Origin of the sequence: Nocardioides sp., from assembly GCF_030655615.1 — a bacterium.
Lineage (GTDB): Bacteria > Actinomycetota > Actinomycetes > Propionibacteriales > Nocardioidaceae > Nocardioides.
Genome location: NZ_JAURVJ010000186.1, coordinates 1 through 16,965, shown reverse-complemented (window position 1 = coordinate 16,965; position 16,965 = coordinate 1). Strand labels below are relative to the sequence as shown.

Annotated in this window: 20 protein-coding genes; 11 read left to right on the top strand and 9 right to left on the bottom strand. The window is 73.2% G+C overall.

All coding sequences use genetic code 11. From position 1 onward, the window contains the following. The 5 genes from Q7T52_RS15710 to Q7T52_RS15690 all read right to left on the bottom strand — a co-directional run. Positions 1 to 536 (bottom strand): sulfotransferase family 2 domain-containing protein (locus tag Q7T52_RS15710; RefSeq protein WP_304804115.1); only part of this gene is annotated, 536 nt, incomplete at its 3' end. A 76-nt stretch (positions 537 to 612) separates the two neighbouring features. Continuing rightward, the gene (locus tag Q7T52_RS15705) at positions 613 to 1,776 is read right to left on the bottom strand and encodes an acetyl-CoA C-acetyltransferase (RefSeq protein ID WP_304804113.1); all 1,164 of its coding nucleotides are present in this window, start codon (positions 1,774 to 1,776) and stop codon (positions 613 to 615) included. 1 nt (position 1,777) lies between these two features. Continuing rightward, entirely contained in the window at positions 1,778 to 2,413 is a 636-nt protein-coding gene (locus tag Q7T52_RS15700; RefSeq protein WP_304804111.1) for a TetR/AcrR family transcriptional regulator, read from the bottom strand. 1 nt (position 2,414) lies between these two features. Beyond that, on the bottom strand, positions 2,415 to 3,218 hold the full coding sequence (locus Q7T52_RS15695; RefSeq protein WP_304804109.1) for an SDR family oxidoreductase: 804 nt from the start codon (positions 3,216 to 3,218) through the stop codon (positions 2,415 to 2,417). 5 nt (positions 3,219 to 3,223) lie between these two features. Then, on the bottom strand, positions 3,224 to 4,465 hold the full coding sequence (locus tag Q7T52_RS15690) for an acyl-CoA dehydrogenase family protein (RefSeq protein WP_304804107.1): 1,242 nt from the start codon (positions 4,463 to 4,465) through the stop codon (positions 3,224 to 3,226). 21 nt (positions 4,466 to 4,486) lie between these two features. Here Q7T52_RS15690 and Q7T52_RS15685 point away from each other — a divergent pair, with 21 nt between their 5' ends. Genes Q7T52_RS15685 through Q7T52_RS15670 form a run of 4 tightly spaced genes read left to right on the top strand, consistent with a single transcriptional unit; the run spans position 4,487 to position 9,101 of the window. Then, positions 4,487 to 6,046, top strand: coding sequence for a FadD3 family acyl-CoA ligase (locus Q7T52_RS15685; RefSeq protein ID WP_304804105.1), 1,560 nt, complete (start codon positions 4,487 to 4,489; stop codon positions 6,044 to 6,046). Beyond that, positions 6,047 to 7,216: an acyl-CoA dehydrogenase family protein gene (locus Q7T52_RS15680; protein WP_304804103.1), complete on the top strand. Its 1,170-nt coding sequence runs from the start codon at positions 6,047 to 6,049 to the stop codon at positions 7,214 to 7,216. Further along, positions 7,213 to 8,109: an acyl-CoA dehydrogenase family protein gene (locus tag Q7T52_RS15675; protein WP_304804101.1), complete on the top strand. Its 897-nt coding sequence runs from the start codon at positions 7,213 to 7,215 to the stop codon at positions 8,107 to 8,109. The genes Q7T52_RS15680 and Q7T52_RS15675 overlap by 4 nt, the downstream gene beginning before the upstream one ends. Next, positions 8,109 to 9,101: an acyl-CoA dehydrogenase family protein gene (locus Q7T52_RS15670; RefSeq protein ID WP_304804099.1), complete on the top strand. Its 993-nt coding sequence runs from the start codon at positions 8,109 to 8,111 to the stop codon at positions 9,099 to 9,101. Before Q7T52_RS15675 ends, Q7T52_RS15670 begins: the two co-directional genes overlap by 1 nt. A gap of 12 nt (positions 9,102 to 9,113) precedes the next feature. On the opposite strand, the gene Q7T52_RS15665 is transcribed toward Q7T52_RS15670, so the two are convergent. Further along, positions 9,114 to 9,371: a hypothetical protein gene (locus Q7T52_RS15665; protein ID WP_304804097.1), complete on the bottom strand. Its 258-nt coding sequence runs from the start codon at positions 9,369 to 9,371 to the stop codon at positions 9,114 to 9,116. Positions 9,372 to 9,470: 99 nt separating this feature from the next. Between Q7T52_RS15665 and Q7T52_RS15660 the strand changes: the two genes are divergently transcribed. After that, the gene (locus Q7T52_RS15660; protein WP_304804095.1) at positions 9,471 to 9,593 is read left to right on the top strand and encodes a hypothetical protein; all 123 of its coding nucleotides are present in this window, start codon (positions 9,471 to 9,473) and stop codon (positions 9,591 to 9,593) included. Between the two features lie 10 nt (positions 9,594 to 9,603). Here the strand turns inward: Q7T52_RS15660 and Q7T52_RS15655 are convergent, their stop codons facing one another. Together Q7T52_RS15655 and Q7T52_RS15650 are read right to left on the bottom strand one after the other, a co-directional pair. After that, a complete protein-coding gene (locus tag Q7T52_RS15655; protein WP_304804093.1) occupies positions 9,604 to 10,221 on the bottom strand; it encodes a GrpB family protein in 618 nt (205 codons plus the stop codon). 9 nt (positions 10,222 to 10,230) lie between these two features. Then, positions 10,231 to 11,031, bottom strand: coding sequence for an alpha/beta fold hydrolase (locus Q7T52_RS15650; protein WP_304804091.1), 801 nt, complete (start codon positions 11,029 to 11,031; stop codon positions 10,231 to 10,233). 111 nt (positions 11,032 to 11,142) lie between these two features. On the opposite strand from Q7T52_RS15650, the gene Q7T52_RS15645 reads away from it, so the two are divergent. Beyond that, complete coding sequence (locus tag Q7T52_RS15645; protein WP_304804089.1) at positions 11,143 to 11,982, top strand: LysR family transcriptional regulator; 840 nt, start codon at positions 11,143 to 11,145, stop codon at positions 11,980 to 11,982. 8 nt (positions 11,983 to 11,990) lie between these two features. On the opposite strand, the gene Q7T52_RS15640 is transcribed toward Q7T52_RS15645, so the two are convergent. Continuing rightward, on the bottom strand, positions 11,991 to 12,878 hold the full coding sequence (locus Q7T52_RS15640) for a LysR family transcriptional regulator (protein ID WP_304804087.1): 888 nt from the start codon (positions 12,876 to 12,878) through the stop codon (positions 11,991 to 11,993). 70 nt (positions 12,879 to 12,948) lie between these two features. On the opposite strand from Q7T52_RS15640, the gene Q7T52_RS15635 reads away from it, so the two are divergent. The 5 genes from Q7T52_RS15635 to Q7T52_RS15615 form a co-directional block, all read left to right on the top strand. Further along, positions 12,949 to 13,311, top strand: coding sequence for a nuclear transport factor 2 family protein (locus tag Q7T52_RS15635; protein WP_304804085.1), 363 nt, complete (start codon positions 12,949 to 12,951; stop codon positions 13,309 to 13,311). Then, the gene (locus Q7T52_RS15630; RefSeq protein WP_304804083.1) at positions 13,308 to 13,994 is read left to right on the top strand and encodes an alpha/beta fold hydrolase; all 687 of its coding nucleotides are present in this window, start codon (positions 13,308 to 13,310) and stop codon (positions 13,992 to 13,994) included. Before Q7T52_RS15635 ends, Q7T52_RS15630 begins: the two co-directional genes overlap by 4 nt. Before the next feature lie 102 nt (positions 13,995 to 14,096). Further along, complete coding sequence (locus Q7T52_RS15625) at positions 14,097 to 14,687, top strand: DUF4956 domain-containing protein (RefSeq protein ID WP_304804081.1); 591 nt, start codon at positions 14,097 to 14,099, stop codon at positions 14,685 to 14,687. Next, on the top strand, positions 14,684 to 15,454 hold the full coding sequence (locus Q7T52_RS15620; protein ID WP_304804079.1) for a polyphosphate polymerase domain-containing protein: 771 nt from the start codon (positions 14,684 to 14,686) through the stop codon (positions 15,452 to 15,454). Before Q7T52_RS15625 ends, Q7T52_RS15620 begins: the two co-directional genes overlap by 4 nt. Before the next feature lie 17 nt (positions 15,455 to 15,471). Further along, positions 15,472 to 16,965: carbohydrate-binding domain-containing protein (locus tag Q7T52_RS15615; protein WP_304804078.1), on the top strand; the 1,494-nt coding region annotated here is incomplete at its 3' end.

Below are 16,965 nucleotides of genomic sequence, written 5' to 3'. Positions count from 1 at the left end.
GGCAGGTCGGCGGGGCGCCGGGCGGTCGCCCGGTTGCGGCGCGGCACCTCGATCGGCGATCCGACGCGCTCGGCGAACCAGGCCGTCCAGACCTCCGGCCGGTCGACGGCGAAGACCCGGTCGAGACGTGCCCCCCGCTCGGCGTCGCCGGCGACGAAGCGGGCCGGCCGGCCCTTGATGCCGGTCGCGTCCTTGTCGTCGAGGAACAGGCGGACGAACTCGGCGAACGAGACGTCGCCGGTGTAGCGCTCGGCCTGGTGGTCCCGTACGTCGGGTCGCTGGCGGTAGCGCCACCACGACTCCAGCCAGGCGACCGGGTCCCGGAACAGCGCGACGACCTCATAGCTGTCGCGCTCGAACCCCAGCTTGCGGATCTTGGGCACGGTGTGGCGGTGGAAGTTGAGGACGTTCTGGTGCTTGGCGACGGGACGGCCGGGCGGCTCCTGGTGGAAGCCACCCAGCGCCTCGTCGAGAGACGTGGACGCGACCTTCGGCACCGACAGCAGCACGAACCCGTGCGACGGCGCGATGATCACCGGTTCAGCCTAGGAGGCCGGCCGAGGCGGCGATGCAGCGCCGGCCCGACCACGGTCGTCGCGCCGACGAGACGGGTCAGAGCCGCTCGATCACCGTGACGTTGGCCTGTCCGCCGCCCTCGCACATGGTCTGCAGCCCGTAACGCCCACCGGTGCGCTCGAGCTCGTTGAGTAACGTCGTCATCAGCCGGGTGCCGGTGGCGCCGATGGGGTGCCCGAGCGCGATCCCGCCCCCGTTGGCGTTGACCTTGTCGTGCGGCACGTCGAGCTCCTTCATCCAGGCCAGGACGACGGAGGCGAACGCCTCGTTGCACTCGAACAGGTCGATGTCGTCCACGCTCAGCCCGGTCTTCTCCAACGCGTGACGGGTGGCGCGGATCGGACCGGTGAGCATCCAGACGGGGTCGTCGCCGCGGACCGAGAGGTGGTGGATCCGTGCGCGGGGCGTCAGACCGTGGTCGGCCACGGCCTGCTCGGAGGCGATGAGCATCGCCGTCGACGCGTCGCAGATCTGGGAGGCGACGGCAGCGGTGATCCGGCCGCCCGGTGCGAGCGGCTGCAGTCCGGCCATCTTGTCGAGCGACGTCTCGCGCGGGCACTCGTCGGTGTCGAAGGCCGAGCCGTCGGGCAGGGTCACCGGCTCGATCTCGTTCTTGAACCGGCCCTCGGCGATCGCGGTGCGGGCGCGGTCGTGCGAGGCCAGCGCGAACGCTTCCATGTCCTCGCGGGAGATCCCCCACTTCTCGGCGATCATCTCGGCGCTGTTGAACTGCGAGACCTCCACATCGCCGAACCGCTCCACCCATCCCGGCGACTCGGCGAACGGCGTGGTGAAGCCGTACTGCTGTCCCACGAGCATGGCCGCAGAGATCGGGATCGCGCTCATGTTCTGCACGCCGCCGGCGACCACCAGGTCCTGGGTGCCGGACAGGACGCCCTGGGCCGCGAAGTGCACCGCCTGCTGCGAGGAGCCGCACTGGCGGTCGATCGTCACGCCGGGCACGTGGTCGGGAAGCCCGGCCACCAGCCACGCGGTCCGCGCCACGTCGCCGGCCTGGGAGCCGATGGTGTCGCAGCACCCGAGGATGACGTCGTCGACCGCGCCCGGGTCGACACCCGTACGCCGGACCAGCGCGGCGATGGAGTGCGCCGCGAGGTCGGCGGAGTGGACGCCGGCCAGCGCGCCTCCGCGCTTGCCGACCGGGGTGCGGACGGCGTCGACGATGTAGGCCTCGGGCATGTCAGCGTCCCTTCGTGGGTGCGGGTGGAGCAGCGGGTGAGGTGGCGATCCCGTCGAGCAGGATCGCGAGGTACTGCCGCGCGATCACGTCGTGCGTGAGCTTGCCGCCGGGCCGGTACCAGCCGACGGCGACCCACACGGTGTCGCGGATGAAGCGGTAGGTGAGCTCGACGTCGAGGTCGGCGCGCAGCGCTCCCTCGCGGACCCCGTCGTGGAGCAGCGTGAGCCAGACCGCGCGTGACTGGGCGTTGCGCTCGGCGAGGTAGCCGAAGCGCTCGAAGGCGCCGAGGTAGGACGCCTCGTTCTGGAAGATCGCGACCTCGTGGGGGTGGCGGTCGATCGCGGCGAACGACACCTCGACGGCCCGCTCGAGCTTGGTGCGCGGGTCTGCATCGCCGAGCAGGATGTCGTCGTACTGGCCGAACAGCTCGTCCTGGAAGGTCCGCAGGACCTCATCGACCATCGACTCCTTGGAGTCGAAGTGGTGGTAGAGGCTGCCCGACAGGATGCCGGCGGCGTCGGCGATGTCGCGGACGGTGGTGTTGCGGAACCCCTTCTGGGAGAAGAGCCCCGCGGCGATGGCGAGCAGCTCGGTACGCCGGGAGGCGGGCTCGGAGGACGGGGCGGCGGCGGACACGTCAGGCCTGCTGGCTGCTGACGGCGACGACCTCGCCGGTCATGTAGGACGCGTAGTCGCTGGCGAGCATCACCATCACGTTGGCGACCTCCCACGGCTCGGCCGCGCGGCCGAAGGCCTCGCGCTGCTTGAGCTCGACGAGCAGGTCGTCGCTGGTCACCTTGGCGAGGAAGGGGTGCATCGCCAGGCTGGGGCTGACGGCGTTGACGCGGATGCCGTGCGGGGCGAGGTCGACCGCCGAGCAGCGGGTCAGCGCCATGACCCCGGCCTTGGCGGCGGCGTAGTGGGCCTGGCCCTCCTGCGCCCGCCACCCGATCACCGAGGCGTTGTTGACGATCACGCCCTTCTTCCCCGCGGCGACGAACCGCCGGCCGGCCGCGCGCACGCACCGGAACGTGCCCGTCAGCGTGATGTCGAGGACCTTGAGCCACTGCTCGTCGGTCATCTCCAGCACCGAAGCGGTCCCACCGAGGCCGGCGTTGTTGATCATGATGTCGACGCCGCCGACCTCGTCGGCGAGGTCGAGCAGCGCCGCGACCTGTGCCTCGTCGGTGACGTCGCAGACCAGCTGGCGGACCCGGTCGGCACCGAACTCGGCAGCTAGGTGCTCCTCGGCCTCGGCCAGCCGGCGGGCGTGGGTGTCGGAGAAGACGACGGCCGTGGCACCCTCCTCGAGCGCCCGGCGTACGACGGCCGCCCCGATGCCGGCGCCTGCTGCGGCGGTCACCACGACGATCTTGCCGACGAGCAGGTCGTGCCCGGGGACGTAGTCGGGAGCGGGCTGCTCCGGTCGGTGCGTGCTCATCGTCGTCAGGTGCCCTTCGGTTCGCGGGGGAGGCCGAGCACGCGCTCGGCCAGGATGTTGCGCTGCACCTCGTCGCTGCCGCCGTAGATCGTGTCGGCGCGGGAGAACAGGAAGAGCCGCTGGTGCTCGTCGAGGTCGTACGCCGTGGGGTCGCCCTGACCGTCGCCGGTGCGGGTCAGCAGTCCGTCGAAGCCAGCGACCTGCATCGCCGCCTCACCCAGCCTGCGGTGCCACCCTGCCCACACCAGCTTGAAGATCGAGCCGGCCCCACCGCCGGCGGAGGAGTCCTCCCCCCCGGCGACCTGGGACAGCCCGCGCAGGCCCTGGGACCGGATGACCGACAGCTCGACCTTGAGCCCGGCGAGCCGGTCGCGGACGACCGGGTCGTCGATCGACCCGTTGGCGCGGGCGCGCTCGACGACGGAGGCGAGCTCGCGGGCGTAGTCGACGGTCTGCGCCAGCGTCGACACCCCCCGCTCGAAGCCGAGCAGCCCCATGGCCACGCCCCAGCCCTTCCCCGGCTCGCCGATCACCAGGTCGGCCGCGGTCCGGGCGCCGGTGAAGAACACCTCGTTGAACTCCGAGCCGCCCGTCAGCTGCTCGATCGGCCGGACCTCGACGCCGTCCTGGTCGAGCGGCACCAGCAGGAACGACAGGCCTGCGTGGCGCACCGAGCCCGGCTCGGTGCGCGCGATCACGAACACCCACTGGGAGAAGTGGGCGTTGGAGGTCCACACCTTCTGGCCGTCGACCACCCACTCCGGGCCCTTGGCGCCCGCGCGACCCTCCTCGAGACGCGCCTTGGTCTGCACGTTGGCCAGGTCGGAGCCCGCGTCGGGCTCGGAGTAGCCCTGCGCCCACAGCTCGTCGACCGCGACGATCGGCGGCAGGAAGCGCGCCTGCTGCTCAGGGGTGCCGAACGCCATCAGCGTCGGTCCCAGCAGCTGCTCGCCCAGGTGGTTGACGCCGTGCGGCGCGTTCGCGCGGGCGTACTCCTCGTGGAAGATCACCTGCTGCCACAGGCTCAGCCCGCGGCCACCGTGCTCGGTCGGCCACCCGACACAGGTCCAGCCGTGCGCGGCCAGGTGGCGGTTCCAGGCCAGCCGCTCCTCGATCGCCTCGTGGTCGCGTCCCGGTCCGCCGAGACCCTTGAGGCCGGCCCAGTCGGAGGACGAGAGCTGGTCCCCGAGCCACTCCCGGATCTCGGCGCGGAAGGCCACGTCGGCGTCGGAGTAGGCGAGGTCCACGGGTGCTACCCTACCAAGCAAATGCTTGGTTTGGAGACGCTGCCCGTCCTGCTCCGCGACGCCGCGGAGCGTTTCGGTGAGCACCCGGCCTACGTCGACGGGGCGTCCACCACGTCCTACGCCGACCTCCTCACCCGCGTCGAGGTCGTCGCGGCGTCCTACGTCGCCCGCGGGCTCGAGCCGGGCCGGGCCGTCGCGATCTGGGCCCCCAACAGCACCGACTGGGCGGTCGCGGCGCTCGCGGTCACCTACGCCGGCGGGGTCCTGGTCCCGCTCAACAGCCGCTACACCGCCCACGAGGTCGCCGACGTCCTCGCCCGCACCGACGCGGCGCTCGCACTCGTCGCCGACGGCTTCCTCGGGCGCCACCAGATCGCCGAGCTGACCGGGCTCGGCACGACGGCGCAGGTCGTCGATCTCGCCTCCATCGCCGAGGTGGAGGGCTCCGAGGACGACCTGGCCGAGGCCCGCCGCCGGGCCGACGCGGTCAGGGCCGACGACGTCGCCGACGTGCTGTTCACCTCCGGCACGACCGGCCGGTCCAAGGGCGCGATGAGCGCCCACCGCCAGACCATCGGCGTCGCCCGGGCGTGGGCGGGGCTGGGCGGCGTGCGCCAGGACGACCGCTACCTGGTGGTCAACCCGTTCTTCCACTCCTTCGGCTACAAGATCGGCATCGTCGTCGGCCTGCTCACCGGTGCCTCGCTCTACCCCGTCGCCACGTTCGACCTCGACGCGACCATGCGGCTGATCCAGGACGAGCGGATCACCCTCTTGCCGGGCGCGCCGACGATCTACCAGTCCCTGCTGACCGCCCCGCAGCGCGTCGACTTCGACCTGTCGTCGCTGCGGCTGGCGGTCACCGGAGCGGCCGTCGTGCCCGTCGTCCTCATCGAGCGGATGCGCGCCGCATCGCCGCACGGGCTGGGCATCGACCAGGTCGTGACGGCCTTCGGGATGACCGAGGCAGTAGTCGTCACCATGTGCCGCGAGGGTGACAGCGCCGAGACGGTGGCGACCACCAACGGTCGCGCCATCCCCGGCATGGAGACCCGCATCGACGAGGAGACCGGCGAGCTGCTGGTGCGCGGCGCCTACGTGACGCTCGGCTACCTCGACGATCCCGAGGCGACCGCGGCCGCGATCGACGCCGACGGCTGGCTCCACACCGGCGACGTCGGGGCGCTCGACGAGACCGGCAACCTGCGCATCACCGACCGGCTCAAGGACATGTACATCTCCGGCGGGTTCAACGTCTATCCCGCCGAGGTCGAGCAGGTGCTGATGCGCCTCGACGGGGTCGACGACGTCGCCGTGGTCGGCGTGCCCGACGAGCGGCTCGGCGAGGTCGGCAAGGCGTACGTCGTCGGCGCCGCCTCGCCCGAGGAGGTCGTCGCCTTCGCCAAGGAGCGCCTCGCCAACTTCAAGGTGCCGCGCCACGTCGCCCACCTCGACGCCCTGCCGCGCAACCTGTCCGGCAAGGTGCTCAAGACCGCCCTTCGAGGCTCGCAGGCTCGCACCTCAGGGACCACCCTTCGAGGCTCGCAGGCTCGCGCCTCAGGGACCACCGAGGAGGACTGAATGGACCTGACCCTCTCCGAGAGCGAGCTCGCCTTCCAGGCCGAGGCGCGGGCGTGGCTCGCGGCCCACGTCCCGGCCGAGCCGCTGCCGTCGATGGACACCCCCGAGGGCTGGGCCCGCCACCAGGAGTGGGAGGCCACGCTGGCCGAGGCCCGCTGGTCGGTCGTCTCGTGGCCGGAGGCCTACCACGGCCGCGAGGCCAGCCTCGTCGAGTGGGTGGTCTTCGAGGAGGAGTACTACCGCGCCGGCGCCCCCGGCCGGGTCAGCCAGAACGGCATCTTCCTGCTGGCGCCGATCCTCTTCGACCACGGCACCCCCGAGCAGCAGGACCGCTTCCTGCCCACCATGGCGACCGGTGAGCGGATCTGGGCGCAGTGCTGGTCCGAGCCCGAGGCCGGCTCCGACCTCGCGTCCCTCCGCTCGACGGCCCGGCGTGACGACGAGCGCGGCGGGTGGGTGCTCGACGGCCAGAAGACCTGGTCGTCGCGGGCGTCGTACGCCCACTGGGGCTTCGGTCTCTTCCGCTCCGACCCCGAAGCGCAGCGGCACGCCGGGCTGACCTACTTCCTCTTCCCGCTCGACGCCGACGGCGTGACGGTGCGCCCGATCGCCCAGCTCGACGGCGAGCCCGGCTTCGCCGAGGTCTTCTTCGAGGACGTGTTCGTGCCCGACGCCGACGTGCTCGGCGGCGTGGGCGCCGGGTGGAACGTCGCCATGAGCACCGCCGGCAACGAGCGCGGGCTGTCGCTGCGCTCCCCCGGCCGGTTCTGCGCGGCCGCCGACCGGCTGGTCGACCTCTACCGCGACAGCCCCGAGGGTCCCGACCGCGACGCCGCCGCGCGGGGCGTCGTCGACGCCTGGCTCGGTGCGCAGGCCTACCGCCTCTACACCTGGGGCACCGTCACCCGCCTCGCCGGTGGCGGCGACATGGGCGCGGCCGGCTCGGTCAACAAGGTCTTCTGGTCCGAGCTCGACATCGCCCTGCACGAGACGGGCCTCGGGCTGCTCGGCTCGTCCGCCGAGGAGGAGTCGGCCTGGCTCGACGGCTACACGTTCGCGTTGTCGGGCCCCATCTACGCCGGCACCAACGAGGTGCAGCGCAACATCGTGGCCGAGCGCATCCTCGGCCTGCCGCGCGAGCCCAAGCCCCACCCGGGAGGCGGCCGATGAGGTTCGAGCTCACCGAGGACCAGCGCGACCTGGCCAGCACCCTCGAGGGCCTGCTGTCGGCCTCCGACACCGTGGCCGTCGCGCGGGCCTGGGCCGACGACGACACCGCGCCCGGCCTCGCGCTGTGGAAACGGCTGGCCGACCTCGGCGTCACCATGCTCGCCACCGACGCATCGCCGGTCGAGGTCGTCATCGCCTTCGAGGCGCTGGGCCGTCACGCCGTACCCGGCCCCTGGGTCGAGTCGGCGGCCTACCTGCCGGTGGCCCTGGGCCGTGAGATCACCGGCGTCGCAACGGTCACCGTTCCTCCGGGCGCCGAGGGGCTCGACGCCGACGTCGCCGACGAGGCCTACCTCGCGCTGGGCGGCGACCTCTTCGAGGCCGTGCACGGCGACCGGATCGTCTCGGTCGACCGCACCCGCCGGCTCTTCGAGTCGACCCCGACCGACCCGGTCGCCCACCACGACCTCGACGCGGCGTTCGACCTCGCCGTGCTCGCCACGTCGGCCCAGCTCCTCGGTGCCGGCGAGCGGGTGCTGGCCGACGCGGTCACCTACGTCAAGCAGCGCAAGCAGTTCGGCCGCGAGATCGGCAGCTACCAGGCCATCAAGCACGCGCTCGCCGACGTCCGGATCGCGCTCGACTTCGCTCGCCCCCTCGTCCTCGGCGCGGCCCTCGGCGAGGTGCCGGCCAGCGCGGCCAAGGTCCAGGCCGGCGACGCGGCCTACCTCGCCTCTCGCACCGGCCTCCAGGTCCACGGCGCGATCGGCTACACCGCCGAGTTCGACCTGAGCCTGTGGATCACCAAGGTCCGCGCGCTGCTCACCGCCTGGGGAACTCCGGCCTTCCACCGGGCCCGCCTCCTCGAGGCGCTGGTCGGGCGGGACGACTGATGGAGTTCGGCCTCTCCGAGGAGCAGCAGGAGCTCGTCTCGACGGTGCGGGGGCTGCTCGCCAAGCGCGCCGACTCGCGCGCGGTCCGCGCCTCCATCGCCGAGCCGCTCGGTCACGACGAGGCCCTGTGGCGCACCCTCGTCGAGCAGATCGGCGCGGCCGCGCTCGGCATCCCGGAGGAGTACGACGGCGCCGGCTTCTCGCTGTTCGAGGCGCTCCTGGTGCTCGAGGAGGTCGGCCGCTCGCTCGCCCCGTCGCCGCTGCTGTCGTCGCTCGTCACGAGCGAGGCGCTGCTGGCCGGCGCCGACGAGGACGCCAAGGCCCGGCTGCTGCCGCGGATCGCCGCGGGTGAGATCGCCGCGCTCGTCGACGGCTCCGGGCACGCGGTGCTCGACGGCGACACCGCGACGGTGCTCGTCGCGGTCACCGACGCGGGGCTGGTCGAGGTCGAGGCCGCCACGGCCCGGCGTACGCGCCTCGGCTCGGTCGACCAGACCCTCCGGCTCGCCCGGGTCGACCTCGAGGGCGCCACGACCACGCCGATCGGCGACGCCGACGCCGCCCGTGAGCGCGCCGCGCTGGTCGGCACCGTCGGCACCGCTGCGCTGGCGACCGGCCTGGCCGCGCGGGGCCTGGAGATGACCGTGGCCTACAGCAAGGACCGGGTGCAGTTCGGTCGCCCGATCGGCTCCTTCCAGGCCCTCAAGCACCGGATGGCCGACCTGCTCGTGCTGGTCGAGATGAGCCGCTCGGCCTCGTGGGCGGCGTCGTACGCCGTCTCCTCCGGTCGAGCCGACGCCGCCGAGCTCGCGCACGTGGCCGGGTCCTACTGCAGCGAGGCCGTCGCCCACGTCGCAGCCGAGACCATCCAGCTGCACGGCGGGATCGCGATCACCTGGGAGCACGACGCCCACCTGGTGTTCAAGCGCGCCCACGCCCTGGGCCAGCTGTTCGGGTCGCCCCTCGAGCACCGGGCGCTCGTCGAGCTCTGAGAGGCGAGGACCTCAGAGCTTGCAGGCCGGAGCCCGGCCGCGCGTCGCGATCAGGCCCATCACCCAGCAGGTCGGGCAGCCGCGCCACAGCACGACGGTCAGCGGCAGCAGCAGGAGCCACCACCCCGACACCGACGCCAGGGCGATGCCCGCGACCATTGCGACGAGGCCGAGCACGCCCCGCACGACGTGGACCGGCACCGAGCGGCTCGCGAACATCTGGAAGGTCGGGTCGACCTCGGGCTCGGGCCGCAGGCGGGTCTCGGTCACGACCCCAGGCTAGCCGTGTGACCAACACGACAAGGCTCTGTTGACCTGTTGTGGCCGTTTCGGGGCCTGGTTCGGCAGTTCCCTTCCTAGAGTGGGCGCATGACCATCGACGACGCTCAGACCCGTACCGACGCCGCCGACCTGACCGACGCGATCGAGATCGTCGAGGCCGACGACTACCCGACCGGCTCGCTCGCGAGCCCCACCCGGATCCGGCTCTGACCGACTGGCCTCAGGCCCGCGGCTGCGGGTCGTGCGCGTGGGCCGGGTCGGCCGCGAAGATCTTCTCGTAGAGGTCGTAGACGACCCACGCCTTCTCGTTGTTGTAGTGCATCGAGTCGCTGTGGCCGCGCCCGGCGACCTCGCGCTTCGTCGCGGCGTACGCCGCCCGGTCGTCCTCGTGGGTGCGCAGCCAGTCGCGGAACGCGAGGTGCCGCCGCGGCTCCATGGCGTCGGGTGAGAACACGTGCACGTTGGCCTGGGGGTCCAGGCAGCGCACCAGCCGGTGCTCCTGCCACTCGGGTTCGCGCACCCGGAGCTCGAAGCCGGCCGCCTCGAGGTCCGGCAGGTAGGCCGGCTCGTCGGCCGAGCTGGCGACGACGAGGTCGACGTCGATCACCGGCTTGGCCCACAGCCCCGGCACCGAGGTGGAGCCGACGTGCTCGACGCTCAGGGCCCGGTCGCCCAGCGCGTCCACGATCCGCTGTCGTACGTCGGCGAACCGCGACGGCCACCGCGGGTCGGGGGCCACGACCTCGACCCGTTCGGGTGTCCGCACGCCGACCCGGGCGGCCGCGATGTCCTCGTCGCTGACGGTCTCGTAGGGACTCCAGAGCGGGTGGGTGGGCACGCCTCGACGCTACGGGATCGGATCAGTCCCGTGACGCCCGGCGTGGAGGGTCCGGGCGTGCTGCTCGACGAAGCCGGCGGTCCAGCCCGGGCTCTCCACGTGCGGCATGTGGCCCGCGTGCTCGGCCACGGTCAGCGTCGCGTCCGGGGACAGGGCGGCGTCCTCGCGCACCACCTCGAGCGGGATGGGGTCGTGGCGACCGTGCAGGTAGTGCAGCGGGACCCCGACCCGCGGCAGATAGGGGCGGGGGTCCCACCCGGTCACGGAGTCGACGAAGGCCGAGATCCCCGGCTGCTGCAGGAGGGCCTCGCGCACGGCCCAGGAGGTCACGGCCGGACTGCCGAGGACCCCGAACCAGCCGGGCACGGTGGCCGCCATCGTGGCCTCGACGTCGACCTCGAGACCCGCGGCCATCGCCCGGTTGGCGGCCACGAAGTCCGGCTCGACCACCATCGAGTGCCCCATCGAGCCGATGAGCACCGCCGCCCCGACCAGGTCGGGACGGGCGTGCGCGAGCTCGGTCGCCGCCACCGCGCCGAGCGAGCTGCCGACCACGAGCGGCCGGTCGAGCCCGAGGGCCTCGATGAGGCCGACGAGGTCGTCGACCATGGCGGTCAGGGTGTACGACGCGGCCGCTCCCGACCGGCCGTGCCCGCGGGTGTCGACGGCGACGACCCTGCGCCGCGGGTCGAGGAACCCCCTCATGGGCTCCCACACCCGGGAGCTGAGCCCGAACCCGTGCACCAGCAGGATCGCGGTGCCGGTGTCAACGTCGTCGGGGCGGTGCGGGTCGTCGATGTGCAGCGTCACGTCAGGTCTCGTCAAGGTGGGCATGCCCCCACGAAACCAAGCCGCCGGCGCCCCGAACAACGGCCACCTCGCGCTTAGGATCATCGCGAGACGAGATGGATGGAGGCGTCGATGGAACTGCGGCAGGTGCGCTACTTCCTGGCCGTCGTGGACACCGGCACGGTCACTGCGGCCGCCGAGCAGCTGACCATCGCACAGTCCGCCGTGAGCCAGCAGGTCGCCCGGCTGGAGCGCGACCTGGGCGTCGCCCTCTTCGACCGGTCGCGACGCACGCTGCGGCTCACCGCCGCCGGGGAGCGCTTCGTCCCGGCCGCCCGCGCGCTCCTCGCATCGGCCCGCGCGGCCCGCGCCGCGGTCGTCGACGAACAGGACCGCCCGTCGCTGCGGATCGGGATCACCGCCGGACTCGACCACCGGACCCCGGCGCTGGCCGAGAGCCACCGCGTCGAGTCGGTCTCGCTCCCGCACGCCGACCGCCTCGCCCAGATCGCCGACGGTCTGCTCGACGCCGCCGTCGTCCACGGCGACCGGGTCCCCGCCGACCTGGCTGCCTTCCCGGTCGGGGACGACCCGCTCGTCGTGGTGGTCAGCGACGACCACCCGTTGGCGGGACGTGCGGAGGTCGACGTGGCCGCGCTGCGCCCGCACCCCCTGCTCCTGGCCGAAGGGGCGCTGGGCACCCCTCTCGCGGACGTGGTCCTCCGCGGGTGCCGGGCCGCCGGGTTCGACCCGGAGCCGGTCACCTTCTCCGTCTCGTCCAGCCCGTTCACCGTCGTCCACGCCGTGAGGGGGGCATGGACCGTCTTCTACGACGCCCAGGCCGAGGCAGTCCGACCTGGTCCGCTCCGGATCCGCTTCCCGCGACCCACCACGCCCTGGGCCGTCCCCGTGACCCTGGTGGTGCGCAGGGACCGGGCACGGCTGGGCGCCGAGCTCGCGCGCGCCGTCTGACGGAGCCGTCAGCGCTTCGACGCGACCTGCCCGCCGATGATCGCCAGCAGTGCCCGCGCGGCGGGCGTGGTCGGGCCGCCGCGCCGCCAGACCAGGACCAGGCGGCTGCGCGAGGACGGCCGGGTCAGCGGTACGACGACCAGCCCCAGGACCCGCGCGAGCTCCTCGGGCAGCACGGCCAGGCCGTGCCCCCGGCGTACGAGCGCCCCGATCAGGTCCGGTGAGGAGCACTCGAACGCGATCCGCGGCTGCGCCGACAGATGGGTCAGCGCGGCGTCGAGGGCGGCGCGTGCGCCGGTGCCGGCGGGCATCGCCACCAGCGGCTCCTCGATCGCCGCGGCGAGCGTGACCGAGCGGCGTCCGGCCCAGCGGTGGTCGTCCGGCACCCCGAGCACGAGCCGCTCGTCGAGGACGGTGCGCGACTCGAGCCCCGCCGGCAGCCCACCGGCCACGCCGACCCACGCCAGGTCGAGCTCACCGCCGAGGACCCGGGCCAGCAGCTGCTCGGAGCGGTCCTCGACGAGCGACACCTCGATGGCCGGGTGGGCCCGCCGGAGCTCGGACAGCGGCTCGACCAGCGTGGCCGACGCGCCGCTGCTGACGTGGCCAAGCGCGACCCGGCCGGTCGTCAGGCCGGCGACGTCGGCGACCGCCGACCGGACGACGTCGGTCGAGGCCAGGGCCGCCCGGGCCGGACCCAGCGCCGCCCGCCCGGCCGCCGTGAGCCGGGCGCCGCCGCGTCCCGCGCGTTCGAAGAGCGGCTCCCCCACCTCTCGCTCGAGCCGCGCGACCTGCGCGCTGATGCCCGGCTGGGTGACGCCCAGGGCCTCGGCCGCACGGGTGAAACCACCGCGGTCCGCCACCGCCACGAAGCACTCGAGCTGACGCAGATCCATCACCTGAGATTATGGCACCAGTCAACCGATCGCGCTGGTTGATGGGTGCGCCCCGCGGCAGGGTGGAGACATGACCACGACAGAGACCAGGAAGATCGCCGAGACCTACTTCGCCGCCTGGCAGGACCGCGACGCCGAGACCCTGCGCTCGATCCTCGCCGACGACGCGACGTTCCGCGGCCCGCTGGGCACCGCCGACGACGCCGACGCGTGCGTCGCCGGGCTCATCGGGATGGCGCAGGTGCTGGACCGGATCGAGGTCCGCGCCCGGGTCGTCGAGGGCGACGACGTCATCACGTTCTTCGACCTGCACACGACCGTCGCGCCGCCGGCGCCGACGGCCAACTGGACCCACGTCGAGGACGGCCGGATCACCGCGATCCGGGTCGCGTTCGACCCGCGGGAGATCCTGGCGGCGGGTGACGCCGGATGAGCCACTTCGTGCTGGTGCCCGGGATGAACCACGGCGGCTGGTGGTACGCCCCGCTCGTCGAGGCCCTGGAGTCCGTCGAGGGGGCGGGTCACACCGCCACCGCCGTCACCCTCACCGGCCTCGAGGCCGAGCCCGACGTCGATCGCCGCGTCGTCCTCGACACCCACGTCGCCGACGTCGTGGCCGCGGTCGACGCCGCGCCGGCGGCCAGCCGGACCGGTCGCGACGTCGTCCTCGTCGGTCACAGCTACGGCGGGCTGCCGATCACCGCGGCTGCCGACGTGCGCTCCGACGTCGTGCGGGCGCTCGTCTACCTCGACGCCTTCGTGCCCCAGGACGGCGACTCCGCCTGGACCCTGACCAACGACGAGGAGCGCGAGTGGTGGACGACCGACGCCCGCCGCAGCGGCGACACGGTCGACCCGCTCCCGTTCTTCGACGACCAGGCCCGCCCCCACCCGGTCGGCACCCTGCTCCAGGGGGTACGACTGGCCGGCGCCTGGCGCGACGTACCGGCCCAGGTCTTCGCGGAGGCGACCGAGTGGCCCGGTGAGACGCCGTTGCGCACCTCGATCGACCGCGCCGTCGCCGACGACGACATCACGGTCGTGCGGTGGCAGACCCGGCACAACGTGATGCACGACGGTCCCGGGCGGGTGCTGGAGCTGCTGCGCGGCCTCTGACGAGCACGCACAGCAGACTCAAAGCCGGAGCAGGGCGCCGCGACAACGTCGACTGGCTGACTAGCGGTCGTTCACCCACCGCTCGTCAGGAGTTCACCCGCGATGCCCACCTACACGCCCTACCTCGTCGACCTGGTCGCCATCGGCGTCCTCGTCTTCGGCCTCTTCCTCCCCCGCCACCAGCGCACCGAGCTCATCGTCGCGTTCCTCACCGTCAACATCGGGGTGCTGGCCGTCGCGTCGGCGCTCAGCGACGCGACGATCGGGGCCGGACTCGGGCTCGGGCTGTTCGGGGTGCTGTCGATCATCCGGCTCCGCTCGGAGGAGCTGACGCAGAGCGAGGTCGCCTACTACTTCGCGGCTCTCGCGCTCGGTCTCCTCGGCGGGCTCGGCGGCACCTTCTCCTGGCTCGACATCGCCCTGATGGCCGCCGTGGTCGCCGCCGTGGCGATCGGCGACAGCCCGCGGCTCGGTCGCCGCGCCACCACCCAGCAGCTGCTGCTCGACCGGGCGCTCCCCGACGAGGCAGCCCTTCGGGCCCACCTCGAGGGCCTCCTCGGCGCCACCGTGGTGAGCACCAAGGTCGTGCGCACCGACCTGGTCAACGACACCACGCTGGTCGACGTCCGCTACCGCCCGGGCACCCAGGCCGGCTCGGTCCGCGGGCTCCCCTCGCTGGAGATGATCCGGTGACGGCGCTCGCCGTGGAGCCCCTCGACGCGCTCGCGCCCATCGGTCTCGACGAGCTGGTCGAGCGGGCCGAGCTCCTCACCCGGGTCGACCGCAAGTACGTCGTCACCCGCCACGAGGCCACCGCGCTCGTCGCCGCCGTCCCCGACGACACCCAGGTGCTGGAGATCGGGCACCGTCGCACCTTCGGCTACCGCTCGGCCTACCTCGACACCCCCGACCTCGACAGCTTCCTCGGCGCCGGCCGCTCGCACCGCCGGCGGTGGAAGGTCCGGACCCGCACCTACCTCGACTCCGGCTCGACGTGGCTCGAGGTCAAGACCCGCAGCAGCCGCGACCAGACGCTCAAGCAGCGCATCTTCCACCCGGACGCCGAGGACGAGGACGGCCTGTCCCCCGAGGGCCGCGCGTTCGTGGCCGCCATCGTCGGCGCCGAACACGCCGCCGCCCTCCGGCCGACCCTCGCCACGGCGTACCAGCGCAGCACGCTGTTCCTGCCGGCCTCGGCCAGCCGCGTCACGGTCGACGTCGACCTCGGCTGGAGCTCGCTGCGCGGCATCCGCGACCTCGACCGGCCGGCGCTGGCCATCGTCGAGACCAAGACCGGCTCGACGCCCTCGCCCGTCGACCGGCTGCTGTGGTCGCACGGCCACCGGCCGGTCCGGATCTCGAAGTACGGCGTCGGGATGGCCGCGCTCGACCCCGCGCTCCCCCGCCTGAAGTGGCACCACGTCCTCGACCGTCACCTCGGCCTCCCCCGGGCCGCCTGAGCACCACGGAGAACCCCATGACCAAGAACCCCCGGCGCCTGCGCCGCCAGCTCGCCGCCCTGTCCACCGCCGCCATCCTGACGCTCGTCAGCGCCTGCGGCACGTCGGACTCGGGCAGCACCGCCACCACCGACACCGTCACCTCCTCGGGCGGTACGACGTCGCTCACCGCCGGCGTCGTGAGCGTCGCCGACACCCACGCAGACGACGACGACGGCGACTACTCCACCGACGGCGCGACGACGATCGACCTGGCCGACGGCGCGACCACCGTCGACGGCGACGGCGCCAAGGTCGACGGTGACGTCGTCACCATCACCACCGCCGGCACCTACCTCGTCTCCGGGACGCTCAGCGACGGCCAGGTCGTCGTCGACAGCACCGGTGACGGCAAGGTCGTGCTCGTCCTCGACGACGCTGACATCACGTCGACGACCACCTCGCCCGTCGTGGTCACCGCCGCCGACGAGGCCGTCGTCGTCCTCGCCGACGGCTCGACCAACAGCCTCTCCGACGCCGCCGCCTCGGCCGCCGACGACGAGGACGAGGACGCGCCTACCGCGACGCTCTTCTCGATGGCCGACCTGACCATCGCCGGCTCCGGGTCGCTCAGCGTCACCGGCGCGAGCAACGACGCCATCGCCAGCAAGGACGGCCTGGTCGTCCTGTCCGGCACCATCGACGTGACCGCGGTCGACGACGGCATCCGCGGCAAGGACTACCTGGTCGTCGAGGGCGGCACCCTCTCCGTCGAGGCCGGCGGCGACGGTCTCAAGGCCGACAACGAGACCGCCGGCGAGCTCGGCTGGGTCCAGCTCGACGCCGGCTCCGTCACCATCGCCGCGGGCGACGACGGCGTCGACGCGGTCGGGGCGATCAACGTCTCCGACGGCAGCCTCGCCGTGACGGGCTCCGAAGAAGGCCTGGAGGCCGCCACCATCACCGTCGCCGGCGGCACCGTCGACGTGACGGCCGACGACGACGGCCTCAACGCCACCGACGGCAGCGCCGCCGGCGAGAACGCCCAGGACGGCGTGCTCGTCACCATCAGCGGCGGCGATGTCCAGGTCACCGCCGGCGCCGACGGGATCGACTCCAACGGCTCCGCGATCATCACCGGCGGCACCACGACCGTCTCCTCGGCCGCCGGTGGCGGCGGCGACGGCAGCATCGACGTCAACGGCACCTTCGCGGCCGACGGCGGCACCCTCGTCGCCCTCGGCGGCATCTCGACCTCGCCCGACACCGGCTCGGCGCAGGGCTTCGTCGCCGCCAGCCTCGACACCGCCGTCGAGGCCGGCCAGACGCTCGCGGTCGTCGACGCCGACGGCACCGTCGTGGCGTCCTACGTCGTCGAGCAGGCGGCCTCCGCGGTCATCGTCTCCGCCGAGGGCATCGTCACCGGCGACAGCTACGAGCTCCGGGCCGGCACCGACACCGACACCGACAGCCTCACCACGGTCGGCACCGCCACCGCGGGCGAGTCCACCGGCGGCGGCACGGGCGGCGGC